This is a genomic window from Dysgonomonas sp. UBA7630, assembly GCF_002483985.1.
Lineage (GTDB): Bacteria > Bacteroidota > Bacteroidia > Bacteroidales > Dysgonomonadaceae > Dysgonomonas.
Genome location: NZ_DLIY01000018.1, coordinates 162,274 through 180,324, shown reverse-complemented (window position 1 = coordinate 180,324; position 18,051 = coordinate 162,274). Strand labels below are relative to the sequence as shown.

General features: G+C 38.3%; 9 protein-coding genes. 7 read left to right on the top strand and 2 right to left on the bottom strand.

Annotated features, from left to right (window positions below):
• The first annotated feature begins 6 nt into the window (after positions 1-6).
• The 4 genes from B3P17_RS07910 (at position 7) to B3P17_RS07895 (ending at position 6,745) form a co-directional block, all read left to right on the top strand.
• A complete protein-coding gene (locus B3P17_RS07910) occupies positions 7-1,374 on the top strand; it encodes a DUF5016 domain-containing protein (protein ID WP_291104902.1) in 1,368 nt (455 codons plus the stop codon).
• Between the two features lie 71 nt (positions 1,375-1,445).
• On the top strand, positions 1,446-2,894 hold the full coding sequence (locus B3P17_RS07905) for a glycoside hydrolase family 30 protein (RefSeq protein WP_252637764.1): 1,449 nt from the start codon (positions 1,446-1,448) through the stop codon (positions 2,892-2,894).
• 74 nt (positions 2,895-2,968) lie between these two features.
• Complete coding sequence (locus B3P17_RS07900) at positions 2,969-4,423, top strand: glycoside hydrolase family 30 protein (protein ID WP_252637765.1); 1,455 nt, start codon at positions 2,969-2,971, stop codon at positions 4,421-4,423.
• 135 nt (positions 4,424-4,558) lie between these two features.
• Positions 4,559-6,745, top strand: a complete 2,187-nt coding sequence (locus B3P17_RS07895) for a glycoside hydrolase family 3 C-terminal domain-containing protein (protein ID WP_252637875.1) — start codon at positions 4,559-4,561, stop codon at positions 6,743-6,745.
• A gap of 498 nt (positions 6,746-7,243) precedes the next feature.
• Here the strand turns inward: B3P17_RS07895 and B3P17_RS07890 are convergent, their stop codons facing one another.
• Positions 7,244-9,037 carry a helix-turn-helix domain-containing protein gene (locus tag B3P17_RS07890; RefSeq protein ID WP_252637766.1) on the bottom strand — a complete coding sequence of 598 codons (1,794 nt, stop codon included), beginning with the start codon at positions 9,035-9,037 and terminating at the stop codon, positions 7,244-7,246.
• 220 nt (positions 9,038-9,257) lie between these two features.
• Between B3P17_RS07890 and B3P17_RS07885 the strand changes: the two genes are divergently transcribed.
• The 3 genes from B3P17_RS07885 to uvrA all read left to right on the top strand — a co-directional run bounded on the left by B3P17_RS07885 (position 9,258) and on the right by uvrA (position 13,460).
• Positions 9,258-9,848, top strand: coding sequence for a bifunctional nuclease family protein (locus B3P17_RS07885; RefSeq protein WP_252637767.1), 591 nt, complete (start codon positions 9,258-9,260; stop codon positions 9,846-9,848).
• A gap of 203 nt (positions 9,849-10,051) precedes the next feature.
• Complete coding sequence (locus tag B3P17_RS07880) at positions 10,052-10,537, top strand: DUF5004 domain-containing protein (RefSeq protein ID WP_252637768.1); 486 nt, start codon at positions 10,052-10,054, stop codon at positions 10,535-10,537.
• A 130-nt stretch (positions 10,538-10,667) separates the two neighbouring features.
• Positions 10,668-13,460, top strand: coding sequence for an excinuclease ABC subunit UvrA (uvrA, locus tag B3P17_RS07875; protein WP_252637769.1), 2,793 nt, complete (start codon positions 10,668-10,670; stop codon positions 13,458-13,460).
• Positions 13,461-13,505: 45 nt separating this feature from the next.
• Here the strand turns inward: uvrA and B3P17_RS07870 are convergent, their stop codons facing one another.
• Positions 13,506-18,047: a translocation/assembly module TamB domain-containing protein gene (locus tag B3P17_RS07870; protein WP_291104895.1), complete on the bottom strand. Its 4,542-nt coding sequence runs from the start codon at positions 18,045-18,047 to the stop codon at positions 13,506-13,508.
• Positions 18,048-18,051 lie beyond the last annotated feature (4 nt).

The following is an 18,051-nucleotide window of genomic DNA, read 5'->3' as shown; positions in this document are numbered from 1 at the left end:
AAAAATATGAAATCTATATATAAAGCAATTATGTGCGGATTGTGCTCATGTATTCTCCTCGCCTCATGTGAGGAAGAAGATACAAGAAAAGTATTTCCGCATTCAACACCGGTAATTGAGTCGGCGGCAATCAATCCATCTACATTTTCTTATGGGGATTCTGTTACTATCACGGCGAAAGTTTCTGATCCTACGACTCCTCTTTCGACATTGGAAATGAAAATGATAGTGAATGACGTGCTTGTTGCACAGCAATCAATACGCACTGCTGGTAATAGCACCGAGGTATCTTCTAAATTTAAGGTGGCCTATACAAGCGAGCTGCCAGAAGACGCAAGCGTTGAAGTTCTTTTAACCCTAACCAATGTTGAAGGAGATCAAACGACAGGTACTATCACAGGAGTAAAAGGAAAAAGGACTTATTATAGCAAATTATATCTTGTACTGGATAATGGACAGGTAATTACCTTAACTCCTGAAGCTTTGAAATCTGATAAGTACAAATCATCTGAACTTAAGCTCAAGGCAAATAGTATCCGTTACAGAATAGCGGAGAAAATTACTACAGATAATCAGATCGATTTCTCAGGACATGTATGGGGAAGTAAATCAGGAGCCGTTCAATTGGTAGATGAAACCGGTGACTATATTACTACTGCGAACACAAGTATTGACTATATTACAAATATTGTATTTGACAACTATAAGTTTACAACAAGCTTAGCCGGAGATAAATACAATCCGAATGACCTTGTAATAGATAACTTTGGCAATGTAACAGCGAGTGGTGAAGCATTTAAGAAACTATCACGCACGTTTGAGAAAGATCAGGAAATAAACCTATTCGCCGATCTTGCTTCTACAGATATTGTATATGATCTCAATTACTTTGTACGTACAGCTGACGATAAGATCAAATTTATTGGCGACACAGGGAGCTATGATCTGTATTATAGCGAAACTCGCAAAGTAGCCATAATAGATCCTTCGGTAAGAGAATATCCAAACGTATTGCTTGCCGCCGGAGAAGGCCTTGGTTATCCGTCGAAAGTGAAACCCGGAGCACATACAGCATGGGACTTCAACGCCCCATTGCAAGCTATTGTTTTCCGTAAAGTGGCAGCAGACACATATCAGGCTGTAGTCTACTTCGATGCATCTAAAGCAAACTTCAAACCATTTGAAAACAGATCTTGGGCTAATGAGAAGAAATCAACAAACTTCACGATGCCTTCTATCTTGGCCAAAGATACAGATTTAGGGAAGACTGATGGTAACTGGTATGCTGCAGAAGGAGCGGTATCAGGCAACTATAAAATAACGATCAATCTGGCAACTAAGGTAGTTACAGCAGAGAGTGTAACTCTTCCTTAAATTAAGCACAACTTAGATCCTTATTGGCCTGTACGAAAAACGTACAGGCCAATAATAAAAGATAAAAAAACATGAAAAAATATTTAATACCTGTATTATCTCTACTTCTGGCTATAGCATGCACCGATCATAATACCGATCCGGGATCAACAGATGATGATCAGAATGGGCCTACGGAGAATAATGACGTAAGAATGTGGCTGACTACTCAATCGAAAGTTTATATGATGAAAGAGCTTCCGATCAAGTATTCGAATGACATTACAGACGTTGTATTGCGCCTCGATCCCACTGTGAAATATCAAACAATAGATGGATTTGGTGGTGGTCTTACAGGCTCATCGGCATATCTCCTCCAACAAATGAGTTCCGAAGCTCGGGCAAAGGTACTTAAAGAGCTTTTCGATCCGAAAGAAGGTGCAGGGTTAGAGAGCTTGCGACTATGCATTGGAGCTTCAGACTTTTCAATGGCACTATATACATATTGTGATAAAGAAGGGATAGAAAACTTTGCAATTCCTGAAATTGACAGGCGTGATTTATTGCCTGTATTGAAAGAGATATTGGCTATTAATCCTAAAATTAAGCTGATAGCAAGCCCATGGTCACCTCCAGCATGGATGAAGAGTAGTGGACAATTAAATAAAGGCAAACTTAAAGGACCTGAAGTATATGATGCTTACGCTACCTATTTTGTAAAATATGTAGAGGCAATGAAAGCTGAGGGAATTACAATTGATGCTATTACATTGCAAAACGAAGCCGATTTCGAATCAGGCGTTCACCCTTCTATGAAAATGACATGGCAGGAACAAGCAGAAATAATAGGAAAATATCTCGGCCCTAAATTCAAAACGGCGGGTATTACAACTAAAATATTAATACTAGATCACAACTTCGACATTTACAACTACGCAATCAACGTATTACGAGATGCTACCGCAAATCAATATATCGCCGGAACAGCATTTCATGGTTATGCAGGGAATCCATCGGCTATCAATCCTGTTAAAGCAGAATTTCCTGATAAAAGTATATATGAAACAGAATTATCGGGAGGAGGATGGAATACAGGTACAGAAATGGAAACCCTATTCTATTATCTTACAGACTTTCTTGTACCATGTATACAAAACGGATCTAGCAACTATATGATGTTCAACGTTGCGCTTAATTCGCAACATGGACCCGTTACTCCGGGAGGAGTCTTTTGTGAAGATTGTAGAGGAATTGTAACCATAGATGGAGATATATATAAGAAAGAACTCGAATATTATCTATTGGGGCACTTTGGTAAGGTATGCCGAAGCGGAGCAAAAATGATTAGTACTTCATTTCTTGGGACACTTCCTGATGGAGTTACAGCTACTGCTTTCTTAAATCCTGATGGCACCAAAGGCCTTGTGATTGTGAATAAATCGGGCAATAGTATTAATCTTACAGTAAAAGATCAAGCAACAAGCAAACGGTTCGTGTATAACGTTCCGAATTTGGCTATTGCGTCATTTATATTGAAATAAGATTGTTTGGTGGAGTCTGTATAGAATTCATTCTATGCAGACTCCTTTTTGAAATTTGAATAATTTAAATGCTCATGAAAAAAATTGTTTACGCAGCACTTTTCTGTTCTATCCTATTCTCTTGTACCGAGAAGAAGGAGTATGTAGAAATATACACTACTACGGCAGATAAAGAAAAGACAATGCAAAAAGACTCGGTAGCGTTTTCTGCTAAATCAGACGCAAAAGCTACTGACAATATAATAACACTATATCCTGAAGAGAAATATCAGGAAATGGACGGTTTTGGTGCAGCCATAACCGGGTCAAGTTGTTATAATCTTTTAAAGATGACAGCAGAGGACAGAACTACACTACTGAAAGAAACATTCGATCCGGTGAATGGGTACGGATACAGCTATATCCGCATATCACTGGGGGCTTCGGACTTTTCGTTAGACGAATACACATATTGTGACAAACCGGGAATAGAAAATTTCGCTATGCATGAATATGACAAACGAGATCTGTTTCCAATTCTGAAAGAAATAAAGGCGATTAATCCGGCTGTGAAAATTATGGCCTCTCCTTGGTCTTGCCCTAAATGGATGAAGGTAAACAACCTGCAAGAGCTAAAACCTTTCGACTCTTGGACAAGCGGACAGTTAAATCCTAAATATTATCAAGATTATGCTGCCTACTTTGTAAAATATATTCAGGCAATGGAAGCAGAAGGCTTCAAGATAGATGCTGTAACAATACAAAATGAGCCGTTGAACAGAGGTAATTCCATGTCTCTATATATGACTTGGCAGGAGCAACGAGACTTTGTAAAATCTGCACTAGGCCCGGCCTTTGAAAAAGCAGGCATAAAAACTAAAATATTGGTGTATGATCATAATTACAACTACGATGAAGATAAAGCCGAAAACTTCGATCAGAAACAATATCCACTGAAAATATATGAAGACGCGGATGCTGCAAAATATATCGATGGTGCTGCTTTTCATGCCTATGGAGGTGATAAAGAGGAGTTGCTGAAGATTCACAACGGACGTCCTGACAAGAATTTATATTTCACAGAAATGTCAATCGGGCTTTGGGGTGAAGGATATTCATTTGCAAAAGACTTAATGTGGAACATGCGTGAGGTTTGTATCGGTACGATCAACAACTATAACAAAGCAGTTATCATGTGGAACTATATGCTTGACGACAAGCATGGCCCCGACCGTCCGGGCGGATGTGATATTTGTTTGGGTTGCATCACGATAGACTCTAACGATTATAAAACAACAGACAAAAATAGTCATTACTATACAATGGCTCATCTGTCAAAGGTTATAAAACCGGGTAGCCATCGCATTAAGTCGGAAGGACAAACAGTAGAAGGGATCTATTATTCGGCATTTGAAAATCCGGACAAAACCTATTCTATCGTATTGCTAAATGACGCCCCTGCACAGCGCACTGTTACTGTACAACTTGGGAACAAATCATTCAGCTACAATGTACCGGCGAGTTCTGTAATTTCGTGCATTTGGAAATGAATCGGTTCAAATATTAAAAGCTGAATAATAAAAAGATTATATTTGCGACCAATTTTTGCAAAAAGAAGAAAATACTAAATTATTAATTACATACTTATGCTGAAAAGAGGAAAAACGCTGTTAGGCATCCTAATCATGGGAGCTATAAGCTTAAATATGATAGGGCAAAACAAAACACCTATCTATTTAGATGAAACAAAACCTATTGAACAACGAGTTGAAGATGCACTCTCCAGAATGACTCTGGAAGAAAAAGTCGCCATGTGCCATGCACAATCTAAATTCAGTTCGGCAGGAGTTCCCCGTTTAGGCATTCCTGAGAATTGGGCAACAGATGGACCTCACGGTATTCGCCCCGAAGTTTTGTGGGATGAATGGGATCAGGCCGGATGGACTAACGATTCGTGTATCGCTTTTCCGGCTCTTACATGCCTGGCTGCAACATGGAGCAAAGATATGTCTGCGCTGTATGGAAAAAGCATCGGAGAAGAAGCTCGATATCGTAACAAGAATATACTACTTGGCCCGGGAGTAAATATCTACCGTACGCCACTCAATGGAAGAAACTTCGAGTATATGGGAGAAGATCCTTATCTGGCTTCACATATGGTAGTGCCTTATATACAGGGAGTACAGGCCAATGGAGTAGCAGCATGTGTAAAACATTATGCTCTCAACAATCAGGAAATAGATCGTCATACAGTAAATGTAAATGTAGATGATCGTGCACTATACGAGATATATCTTCCGGCTTTCAAAGCGGCTGTACAAGAAGGAAAAGCTTGGGCTATAATGGGTGCATACAACAGATATAAAGGACAATGGGCTTGCCACAATCAATATTTACTGAACGACATTTTACGAGGAGAATGGGGCTTTGATGGAGTGGTTGTATCCGACTGGGGTGGAGTAAACAGCACAAAGGAAGCTATTTATCATGGTCTGGATATGGAATTCGGTTCGTGGACTGATGGACTGAGTGAAGGGGCAAGCAATGCCTATGACAACTATTACCTGGCAAAACCATTCTTGAAACTATTACAATCGGGAGAAGTAAAGGTAGAAGAAGTAGACAAAAAAGTTCGTAATATTCTTCGTCTTGCATTCCGTACTACAATGAACACAAAACGTCCTTGGGGCTCTTTTGGAACGCCGGAGCATGCAGCGGCAGGACGCAAAATAGCAGAAGAAGGAATTGTATTGTTGAAGAACAACAACGGGGTATTACCAATCGACCTGAATAAAACGAAAAAAATACTCGTAGTTGGAGAAAACGCAATTAAGCCAATGACAGTAGGAGGAGGCAGCTCTTCATTAAAAGCTAAATATGAAATTTCTCCACTGGACGGAATCATCAATCGTGTGGGAGCACAAGCGGAAGTTATATACGCTCGTGGCTATGTAGGTGACCCTACAAGCGAATACAACGGCGTAAAGCTAAAGAGAGACCTTCACGACTCACGCTCAGCAAGCGAACTGATAGCAGAAGCAACAAGCCTTGCCAAGACGGCTGATCTGGTTATATTTATCGGAGGATTAAACAAAAGTGACAGACAGGATAGTGAAGGCAATGACCGCGAATCATTGAGCCTCTCTTATGGTCAGGACAAAGTAATTTCAGAACTGGCAAAGGCAAACAAAAACTTTGTTGTTGTAAATATTTCGGGTAATGCTGTAGCAATGCCTTGGATAAACGAAGTTCCGACTATTGTTCAAACATGGTATAACGGTACTGAATCAGGTACGGCTTTGGCTTCAATTCTTACAGGTGATGCAAACCCTTCGGGAAAACTGCCTTTCACATTCCCTGTGAAGCTCGAAGACAACGGAGCTCATAAGCTAGGCGACTATCCGGGTGTAGACAAAGAAGCTACTTATAAAGAAAGTATCTTCGTGGGATATCGTTGGATCGATAAAGAAAAAATCAAACCTTTATTCCCTTTCGGACACGGACTTAGCTATACTACTTTCGAGTACGGAAAAGTATCTGCCGATAAGAAAGAAATGACAGCAGACGGAAAAATTACATTCTCTGTAAATGTAAAAAATACAGGAAGCAGAGACGGAGCAGAAATAGTGCAATTGTATATTAGCGATCTGAAATCATCTCTTCCCCGCCCTGTAAAAGAACTTAAAGGTTTTGAGAAAATAAACCTGAAAGCAGGAGAAGAAAAAACCGTGACTTTCACTATCGACAAGTCAGCCCTAAGCTTCTTTGATGCGGATAAACATGACTGGGTTGCCGAAAATGGAGACTTTGAAGCAATCATCGGAGCATCTTCAACAGATATAAAATCGAAGGTAGGATTTAAACTAAAATAAAATTCTTACATAACGACAGAAAAGCACAGGTCAAATGATCTGTGCTTTTTTCTTTTTGTATAAAAGCACGCAAAAGCCTAGCATCAAATAAAACACTAGTAATAAGCATAATAAATATAAGTATTTATAAATATTTACAGATTGCCTCACATTTTGCCATATAATCCTAATAGTCAAAGTATGTTGGGAACTTACATAAGAAGCTCAAGCATATGTATATATAATGCCTCATATAAACTCTGAAAAAATGAAAGGGCAAATCTTTTTCGATTTGCCCCTCATACTGAGTTTGTTTTGTAAAGTGTGTTGTGTAATTGAGAATAATAATTCAATTAACGAAGGTTGGGACCTCTGTTATGGAATTTAATAATATCAAAGGTAAGTTATAAATTCAACACATTGGTTAATATTTATAATTCCTTACCACAAGATGCATAAATGCATAATAAACAACAACTTATAAGCAAATATAAGATTATTAGACAGACCTTTAGAGGCTTATACAGTAGGTTTATTACTTCTAAAGTCAGAGGGAGAAAGCCCCGTTATTTTCTTAAAGGATTGATAAAAAGATGTGCGGTTATTAAACCCGACATCAAAGGCTATAGCATCAATAGAAATGACATCAGACTTTTCATTTGATAAAATCTTTATAGCTTCTTTTACTCTGTATTCGTTGATATAGGTATTAAAATTTTTCCCTGTAGTTTGGTTAATTGCTTTCGACAAATAATTTCTATTTATACTCATTTGTTTAGCCATTAAGTCTAAAGTCAAATCAGCATTTTTAAAAATCTTTTCTTTCGAAACTAGTTCATGTACTTCTTTCATCAAAGCAACATCTTCTTGTGTAGGTTGCTCCTCTTCTATCGCTTTTTCTTCTGATTTGTCTTCTTCCTCTAATACATCCGCAGACTCATAAGTAGCATAAGGCAACATCTCGCTTGCCCACTCTTGGTTTTTATATACCAGAGCTCTATATGCCATCCTATTTCTATGATACAATACGATAGAAACGATAAGTCCAACCGAAATAATCAGTATAATTATGCTTCCATACAATATTTTGTATTTAAAAGCATCTTCCTTGGCTTTCATATCCTCATTCATTACCCGAGCCTTGGTCTCATATAAGTCTTGTTCAGCCTTTAGAAGTATCAGGCTACTATACTTATCCTGAAAATATTTATTAATCATCAGCGTAGAATCAAAAAAAGCAAGTGCCAGCTCTTTATTCCCCACTTTGGAATAATAACAACACATCAGAGGATACAATGATTGATAAAGATCTGTGTTTTCGGTTCTTCGTATAAAAAGCTGAGTAGAATCTATTAAGGTCTTCGTTTTTTTAAAATCATTCTTCAAAAGGTAGCTTTTGGCTAATTCTAAACTAACATCAGACGCCAGCTCATAATCATTATCCATGAGCATCCGGTTTAGTCCGGCACGAAGATATGGGATTGCATCATCCGGCTTACCTCTACTAATCAAACATTTTCCTATATTACTAAGCGATACTGCATCGATAACCGGCTTCAGCTTTACATTATCTACACTAAAATATGCCGATCTGAAATAATACTCTGCCGAGTCTGTATTCCCAATCAAATTATAGTACGAGCCAATTGCATTTCGAGCCAACAAATTGGAACGATCGAAATAATATTTTGGAGGCTTTAAAGCTTGCCGCAGATATGGAATAGCTTTATCATAGTTACGAAAAAAGTAATATGCCCTCCCTATTTGATAATAAGCATACCCTCTTCCGGGATATTCTTCACCGGTGATATTTTTTAGTTGTTCGTCTATAACGTAAGTTTGAGCAAAGGCTTTAGCATATAAAGAAGACTTCCAGTATATATTAAATATGGCTTCCATTGCCCTAATTTTCATTACTATATTGTTTTGTCTCTCTGCCTTTTTAACAACCTCCTCCATTTTGGCTATTTTGTAAGAGATATCATTATTTTCACCCACGGGTAAAACTAAAGCATACATATAGTCTGCTTCTATATCCAACTCTGATGAATTATACACCTTTGCATCTTGTCTTACCTTTGATATTTCCTGAAGTTGTCTGTCTAAAGGAAGATAATTAAATATATCCTCGTAATAATCCGACAAGTCATCCACGCTTTTAATAAATCCATGATGAGCTAATTTATAGAAAACAGAATCAGAGCAGAAGTAGTGCACTCTGTTGTAGTGTTTCACATATATACTGTCTATGCTAAAAGCATTGACGGTAGATACTGCTAATAAGAAGAAAAGAATCAGAAATAGTCTTCTCATCCTTGTGTAGTTTATAAGTTTATAGGGCACCTCTTAATTTGTGTTATTGTCTTATTATTTTGTTATATACCAAAATCAATGCAAAATATAATAAATTTTGCTATTAACATAAGAAAATCTCAAAAAAATAGAATCTAGAGATATTCTGAAAGTAAAATGTTTTAAAACAACGAGGCTTTGTATCAAAGTAATGAAATAAATATATAATTTTGAAATAGAAATGGAAAACAAAATAAAACTATCTGTGCTTGGCTTTTCTTTCAACCAGTCTCAATCCGGAACGTATGGACTAGTATTGGCTGAAGAAGATGGGTTACGCCGCTTAATGATCGTTATAGGCACACCTGAAGCCCAATCTATCGCTTTCAAACTACAGGGGTCAATACCCCCTCGTCCGTTAACACATGATCTCTTTCAGACTTTATTGGCACAGCTTGGCATTCTAATGCTCGAGGTGAATATTTACAAATATGAAGACGGTGTATTTTTCTCTAAAATGATACTGCGCCAGGGAACAGAAATAATAGAAATAGAATCGCGAACATCGGATGCAATAGCCATTGCCTTAAGAACCAAATCACCGGTATATACCTCCGAAATTATTATGCAAGAACAAGCGGTTGTATTTGATGACAATACGTCGGAAGATAATGCGTCGGAAAACGAAAAAGATAATCTGGCATTAGATTACTCTTTATTAAACGAAGAAGAATTGGAGAGCCTTCTTAAAGATGCTATTGATGGAGAAGACTACGAACTGGCATCATTGCTCAGAGACGAATTACTTAAGAAAAAAGATGACCCTAAGTAATTTTTACAATTAGCTTATAATAAATACACTACACCCACTATTTCCATAACTTAAACCTTTTTTAAGCTTTATAAGGATTCGCTTATGCAACGAAAAGCGTGTCCCGATCATCTTTTTATAAGAAACAAATCCGGAGGTTTCTTTTTAGAGGTTGATATCACTCTTTGAGTAAAAAATTATTTGTTAATTATAAAGAAAAAATTATGAAACTTAGAAAGATTCTAGGATTAGCTTTGTGCGCTTCTATTTTTAGTTTTGGTGCTATGTCGTGTAGCGATGACGACAAAGACAACGGTAATGATGTAGCTGTGATTTCCGGGACGTGGAAACATGCAAAAACAGATGCTGAAGTAGAAGTCACCAAGCCGGAGATAAAAGAAAAAGTAGTAGCTGCTATTAAAGAAATGAATGATGTTGCAAATAACGTGTATGTATTTAAGCTCGACAGCACATTCAAAGCTAAGATAGCTGTCAACGAGGAAATGGTAGAAATAGAAGGCAAATACACATTGAAAGATAACATCCTAACATTGAAGCACGAGCAAAGCTTACAAGCATTATCTTACAAAAATACTGATATTATCACTTCGGAAGATGTAAAAGAAAAGGTTGCGGAAAAACTGGAAATAGACAAAGCCGATATCAAGAAAGCCATACGAGTTGATACATTCAGCAAGATAACAAAATAAAAAGCTGTTTGTCAATATTGTAAAAAGCCACTCTCTAAAAAAGGATGGCTTTTTCCTTTTATGTCAAAGTTTGTAATGAGTATAAATATGCGCTTAATTTTTCGTATTTTTGTATCCATTTTTTAGAACTATGGCAGCAGAAAAAAATATTTTCATAAAAGGAGCAAGGGTTAACAACCTTAAAAATATAGATGTCGAAATTCCTCGAAATAAATTTATTGTTATCACAGGTGTTTCGGGTTCAGGAAAATCCTCTTTGGCATTTGATACACTCTATGCGGAGGGACAACGCCGCTATGTAGAGAGCCTATCGTCATACGCCCGTCAGTTTCTTGGCAGGATGAACAAGCCCGAAAGTGACTATATTAAAGGTATTCCGCCTGCGATAGCCATCGAGCAACGAGTGAGCGCACGCAATCCACGCTCAACAGTAGGCACATCAACAGAGATATACGAATACCTGCGATTACTATTTGCTCGCATCGGAAAGACCGTCTCTCCAGTATCAGGCGAGGTGGTGAAAAAGCATCAGGTAAGCGACATTGTAGAAAAGATGCTCTCCTTTCCCGAAGATACCCGTTTAGCCATATTGACTAAGATAATCCTTCGGAACGACAGAACACTGACCGAACAGTTGGAGATATTACTCAAAGAAGGATTCTCCAGAGTTGAAATTTCAGGTCAATTCGAACGGATAGAAGATTTAATAGCCTCAAAAAAAGAATTAAACCCTGATGATCTGCTTCTTCTGATCGACCGCCTTACATGTGATAAAGATTCTGCGAATATCAGCCGTTTTTCGGAATCCATAGAAACAGCTTTTTACGAAGGTGAAGGGGATTGTATCGTCCGCTTTTATACGGGTGATAAAATTCAGATGTTCAATTTTTCTAAACATTTCGAAGCTGATGGAATTCAATTTGAAGAACCCAGCGATCTGATGTTTAGCTTCAACAGCCCTGTAGGTGCTTGTCCTGTATGCGAAGGATTTGGAAAAGTAATGGGTATTGACGAAGATCTGGTTATCCCCAACAAAGGCTTATCTGTTTATGAAGATGCTGTTGTATGCTGGAAAGGTGAAAAAATGAGCGAATGGAAAAAGGAATTCATCCAATCTGCAGCACGCTATGATTTTCCTATACACAGACCTTACTTTGAACTATCGGATAAAGAAAAAGACCTATTGTGGCACGGAGCTATAGCACTACATGGGATTGACGCATTTTTTCAGATGGTTGAAGAAAACCAGTACAAGATTCAATATCGTGTTATGCTGGCTCGCTATCGTGGAAAAACTACATGCCCTTCGTGTAAAGGAGCACGGCTAAAACCTCAAGCTCTGTATGTAAAAGTGGCAGGAAAGACCATCGCTGATTTGGTTCTGATGCCTATTACAGAATTACAAGAGTTTTTCCAGAACTTAGAATTGGACGAAACAGACGCTGCAATCGCCAAACGCCTGTTGACTGATATAAACGTACGAGTTCAGTACCTCGTTAATGTAGGGCTGGGTTATCTTACCCTTAACCGTCTTTCCAATTCATTGTCAGGTGGAGAGAGCCAGCGTATCAATTTGGCAACGTCTCTCGGCAGCAGCCTTGTGGGTTCGTTATATATATTAGATGAGCCAAGTATCGGCTTGCATTCCAGAGACACAGACCTGTTGATTAACGTCCTGCAAGAACTAAAAGCTATCGGCAATACAGTGGTAGTAGTGGAGCATGATGAAGAAATAATACGTGCAGCAGACTATATAATAGACATAGGCCCTAAGGCGGGACGCCTGGGAGGAGAAGTCGTATATCAAGGAGATGTAGATGGACTTCGCAAGCATACCGACAGCTATACGGTACGCTACCTGAATGGAGAAGAGAAAATAGAAGTTCCGAAAATTCGCCGTAAATGGAACAATTACATTGAGGTAAAAGGAGCACGACAAAACAACCTTAAGAATATCAATGTAAAGTTTCCTTTGAATGTAATGACCGTAGTAACGGGGGTGAGTGGTTCAGGAAAATCATCGCTGGTTACGGATGTGCTCTATACAGCATTGGAGCGTCATTATAAAGGAAAAGGAGACCAAATCGTACAATACAATGGACTGGAAGGTGATCTGAATTTGATAAAAGAAATCGAAATGGTAGATCAAAACCCGATTGGCCGTTCGTCTCGTTCAAATCCGGTTACATATATCAAGGCTTACGATGAAATACGAAAACTCTTTGCCGAGCAACCGCTTGCCAAGCAGATGCATTTTACTCCCGCTTATTTCTCTTTCAATGTAGAAGGGGGAAGGTGTGAAGAGTGTGCCGGTGAAGGTAAGATTCTGGTAGAGATGCAATTCATGGCAGATGTGATGCTCGAATGCGAAGTATGTAAAGGACGGAGATTCAAACAAGACATACTCGATGTACAATACCGAGGCGTAAATATCTATGAGGTATTGGAAATGACAATCGATCAGGCGATCGAATTCTTTGAAGGAGGAAAAGGCAATACCGAAAAGAAAATAGTAAAACGTCTGAAACCACTACAAGATGTGGGATTGGGTTATGTAAAACTAGGTCAGTCGTCTTCATCTCTGTCGGGAGGAGAAAATCAACGTGTAAAGCTTGCTTTCCATTTAGCCGATGAGAAGCCGGAACCGACTTTCTTTATTTTTGACGAGCCAACCACAGGTCTTCACTTCCATGATATAAAAACATTACTGAAAGCTTTCGACTCTATGATTAAAAGAGGGCATACAATAGTTATTATAGAACATAACATGGATGTAATCAAATATGCCGATCATATCATTGACATTGGTCCTGAAGGAGGAAAAGACGGTGGAAACATTGTTTGCGAAGGCACACCCGAGCAAGTAGCTCAATGCAAAGAGTCTTATACGGGTCGCTTCTTAAAAGAAAAATTGAACCAATAATAAAATAGATATCTCTTAAATAAAAAGAAACAGTAAATAGCTTATTTACTGTTTCTTTTTTTGTTCATTTATAATAGGTTGCTGTTCTACTTTTACCTGTGTCGAATCGCTAGGCAATGGTGTTTGTGCTGCTCCATTTTCTGTCTGTTGCTGCTGTACCCTACGCCTTCTCGGCTTGAATGATTGAAACAAGCGCTTCAACGTTGCAGCCTCTTTACTGTACTCTATCCCTACCCCTTGCGTAGTAGGTGCTTGACGATAAAACTGATTATTCATATGGCTATACGCCTTGAGAGTCCATAAAGAGCTTAATTGATACTCTAAATCAAAGTCGCCAATAAAAGAATTGTCAGCAGCTGTTGCATGATCTGTGCGCATGCCCAAGTTCGTATTAAATGTCAATCTATCGTCCAAAAATTTACGAGAAAGATTCACACTCATGTCCATATTCGATAATGAGCCGTCATCAGATTCTACATTAGCCCCTATTTGCCATTTATCGCCCAGCATGTTACCCACCAATGCCGTCAATCCTGCCGAAAGGGTACTGGAAGCAAGTGACGACCACAAACTATTGGTGAAGTTAACCCCACTATTCCCCATACTTGAATAGAATGACCCCGTGGCAACTAAAGACGCAAACTGTCGCACCCTTTGCTCATCAGTACTAATCAAGCTGTTTATCCTCTGTCTTGTGTCGTCATCAGCACCCGGAAGACTAATATTATAAGACACATCCATCTTATCTATATTGCCCGTTATTTTAAGAATACAATCAACATCTACCTTGGTTGTACTTCCATTAAGGGCAAAACTATTGTCCAATGTATTCAAGTTGGCTCTTACTCTCCGATAAGCCGTTATATTAAACTTGGTTTTCAAAGGATCTCCTGTAAAATTGAGCTTGCTGCCATCCTGTATCTTAAAGTCTAGCTTTTTTATACCTTGCAGATTGAGTCGAACAGAGCCGTCATTCAGTGTATAGTCTCCATACGCAAACATGTTTTCACTCTGCATATCATATGTAAAATCTATTCGTCCTGCTCCTTTCACATGCATTTGATCTCCTGTAAGCGGATCGATCACTATTCCCAGATTAATATCCGGCGTCACATCCAGCCTGATTTTCAATTTAATAGGCAGAGGGGCATCCTTCACGATATTACCAATCGTATTTTTCAATTTTTCTTCAGGAACATTAATATAAACAATACTCTTGTAATCAGAAGCTTCTGATCGCTGAGGTAATAGAATATTCAGAGTTGAATTTTTATCATTCTTTATCTGCATATCCAAATTTATATTCTTTTCATCACCTGTTATTTTCACCTGCCCGGATGCAAAAACCCGCCCATAAAACAAACTGTCTGTGCGATGCTCGGTATCTAATACCATCAGCTTATTCATACGCATATCAAGCTGATACTTCATGTCTGCAAAATTCTTGTGAGTCAACGTCGCATTTAAATTAGCCGTATTTCCCCTACTATCTTTTAAGGTAAGATTATCAAACCCTATCTTATCGGGACTAACACGTATAGTATCGGATATCGTATAAACTACATTCGTATAATCCACTCCTATCTGAGTATCGTTAAACCCGAGAAATCCTCGAACTTTAGGAGCTTTAGTCGATCCTTCTATCATCAGATTGGTGCTTATGCTTCCATCTATTTTGTTTAGCATATCGGCAACAAATGGCTGCATCCATCTGAGTGGCATTTGCTGCATTCTGACTTGCAAATCGAGAGAATCCTGATTGGTATATACTGTACCGTCTACCTCGGCATAAGTTTTATCTCCTTTTTCCAATATAGCATCTAACCTTACTCCTCCGTAGCTATCACTCCAATGGCTATCTACAGTCATTGTTCCCAACGTATCTGCGAATATTACAATGTCTCCTATTTCCAGATTGCGGGTATAGAGTTCAGGCTGATCAAGCATTTTTGTCATCAGCACATTTCCATGTATACATCCCCTGATATTCTTTACATCAAATGCTTCTAACAATTCCCCTATCTCAGCATGGTTGAAATCAATATTCAAGCTATCGCCTACTTCTCTGGAAATAACTCCGTTTAACCCGATGTATTTTTTCTTGTTGACGCCTATTCCCAAATTGTGAACTTCGGTACGCTCTCCTTTATTCCAGACTTCTGCAGGGAGTAGATTTAGAGCAAGCTTATCTATCATTATATCAGACGGGCTAACCTTCAGGTAAGAGAGTAACTCATTCTTCTCATCTCTGCTAAACTGTGCTAATACATCTACTTTTCCGCCAATATCTATATCCGTTTTATTACTCATTACATTGACCACAGAACGCATCACATTATTTGCACCTCTGACATTTAAGGCCAATGAATACATGCCTTTTTGCATAAGAATATCACTTCCGGCCGAGATACTGAAAGCAGAGTCGAGATTAATTACATCAATGGTCGTACTTTTTATATCATATTCTCCAAATTTGACATATGGAATATTTCCTTTAGCGGTGATTACATTATCTATTGTATTTATCTTCCCGCTTATGCTTGCAGGTTCAATAATATCAACAGGCAGTGATAATATTCGACCCAGCTCTTCGGTGTTATTTGCCGTTAGATTGAAAGTAAAATTATTCTGATCTTTTTTTACCCTTTTTACTTTTGGGAAAACTGCCGGAAGGTACTTATTCATCAATTCAGAAAATTCATCTGAAAGAGATGTGAATTTATATTGCCCATCAATATTAGCGGTAAGAAGAGAAGAAGTCAGTTTTATAAATTTATCATTCTCTGTTCTTTTACCCATTTCCAATGTAAACTTTCCAAGCTTAAAATTAAAATTAGCATCGTATAGATTAAGACTGTCAATTACAACCTTGCCTTCCATCTGATCTATATCCAACCCTTTCATACTTCCTTCCAGCACAAGAGATAAACGTGGATTAACCCAGTTTTCATCTTTATAGAAGCGATCGATATGCAGGGTGTCTACTTTCAATCTCAGATTAATGTCGGGCACTCGCGCCTGAGTCATACTAGCTCGTGCATATACCTTTCCTACAGGAGAATTTATTTTTGCGGATGCTCCCATTTCAGAGGCGTTATAATAAGCATCAAAAGGGATATTTCGATAAGTATCTTTTCCGTACTCTATAGATGCAATTTCCCCTTGTAGCTGTGCTATCAGTGGTCCTTTTTCCGCCTGTCTTGCTCTCACATCTATCTTAGCAGACAAACGTTTCAACCCTAAAGTATCTCCCAGCAATTTGCCTAGATTGAAGTTCTGAGTATTTAATGTTGCAGCAACATTGAAGCGTGAAAATATACTATCTGCCCCTCCGCTTACCTTCGCCGTGATAGCTCCCTGACGGCACCAAGCCTCAGCATCTAGCTTAAACTTGCTCAGTTGTCCCTTTACATTTCCTTTCAGGTAAAGATCTCCAAGCTCCCTGAATATGTAAGGGGCTATAAAAGTAGAATCTCCAACTCTCGCAAAAGAAGTGACAGAAGAGGTAGAAGCCTTGAATTTATCGATTGAAAGGAAAATATCAGCACTTCCATATCTCTCGTAATTTGAGATTGAAGCCTTTGCTGCTAATAATGCCTCATTGCCATAAGCAATATTTATATTTTCAACATTTACGGCGGGTAATGTTCCCTTAATACTCGTAGAGAGAATAATATTATTCTTTAGAAACTTCAACTGAGGAAGAAAAGATAATAAGTCGATCGGAGATATCTCGGCACTCTCCGTTTGAATTTCAAATTCGGACGTGGATAAGTTATACCTCACTTTATCGGTCCTGAGATGCGAATTAGGCAGGTTTAAAGATAAATTATCTACCCAGAGTTGCGATTTATCCGAATAAAGTTGCCCCTCCAGCGTTTTGATTTCAAGACCGGTCGTTTCTTTCGCCGAAAGATTATTTAAAGCAATATCCAATTTATCGGGGTCAATAGAATTCAGATCAAGATTAATATTCAGATCGTATAATGAGATATGAGAAGCGTTGAATAGGTGAGGGGTTACCGAACCTGAAAGGACATCATAATTCAGTCTGCCATTTCTTATATCAACATCTGTGATGACAATCTTCAGTGTGCTTTTTGTTGTATCTGCCTTAACCGTATTTCCCGAAAAAGCATCTATAATAAACTGAAAATTGAAATCGCTAACACTATCTTTTTTATTAACGTTGATAAGAAAATTATCGAGGCTTATACTTGTAATGGCTAGTGTATTGCTCTTAATTAATTGCCACGGACTTAGTTTTACATCCAAATGCTTGGCATAGAGCAATGTGTCTTTTGCCTGATCTTCTATATATATGCCATTTAGGGTTGCATGATTGAATAGGCTAAGACGAACTTCATCGATGGAAACTTCTGTTTTGAGTGTGTTTTTTAGAATATCTACCGCATAGTTAGCAACTTTCTGTTGAACAAAAGGAATAGAAAGAAGTACATAGAGAAGAATATTAAGTCCTATCAGCGATAGAACTATATACATCAGAACTTTGAAAAACTTCTTTATCAAGCTCTTCTTCTGTGGTAATTCTTCGTGTATATGAGTATTCTGATCTATTTCCTCCATACTT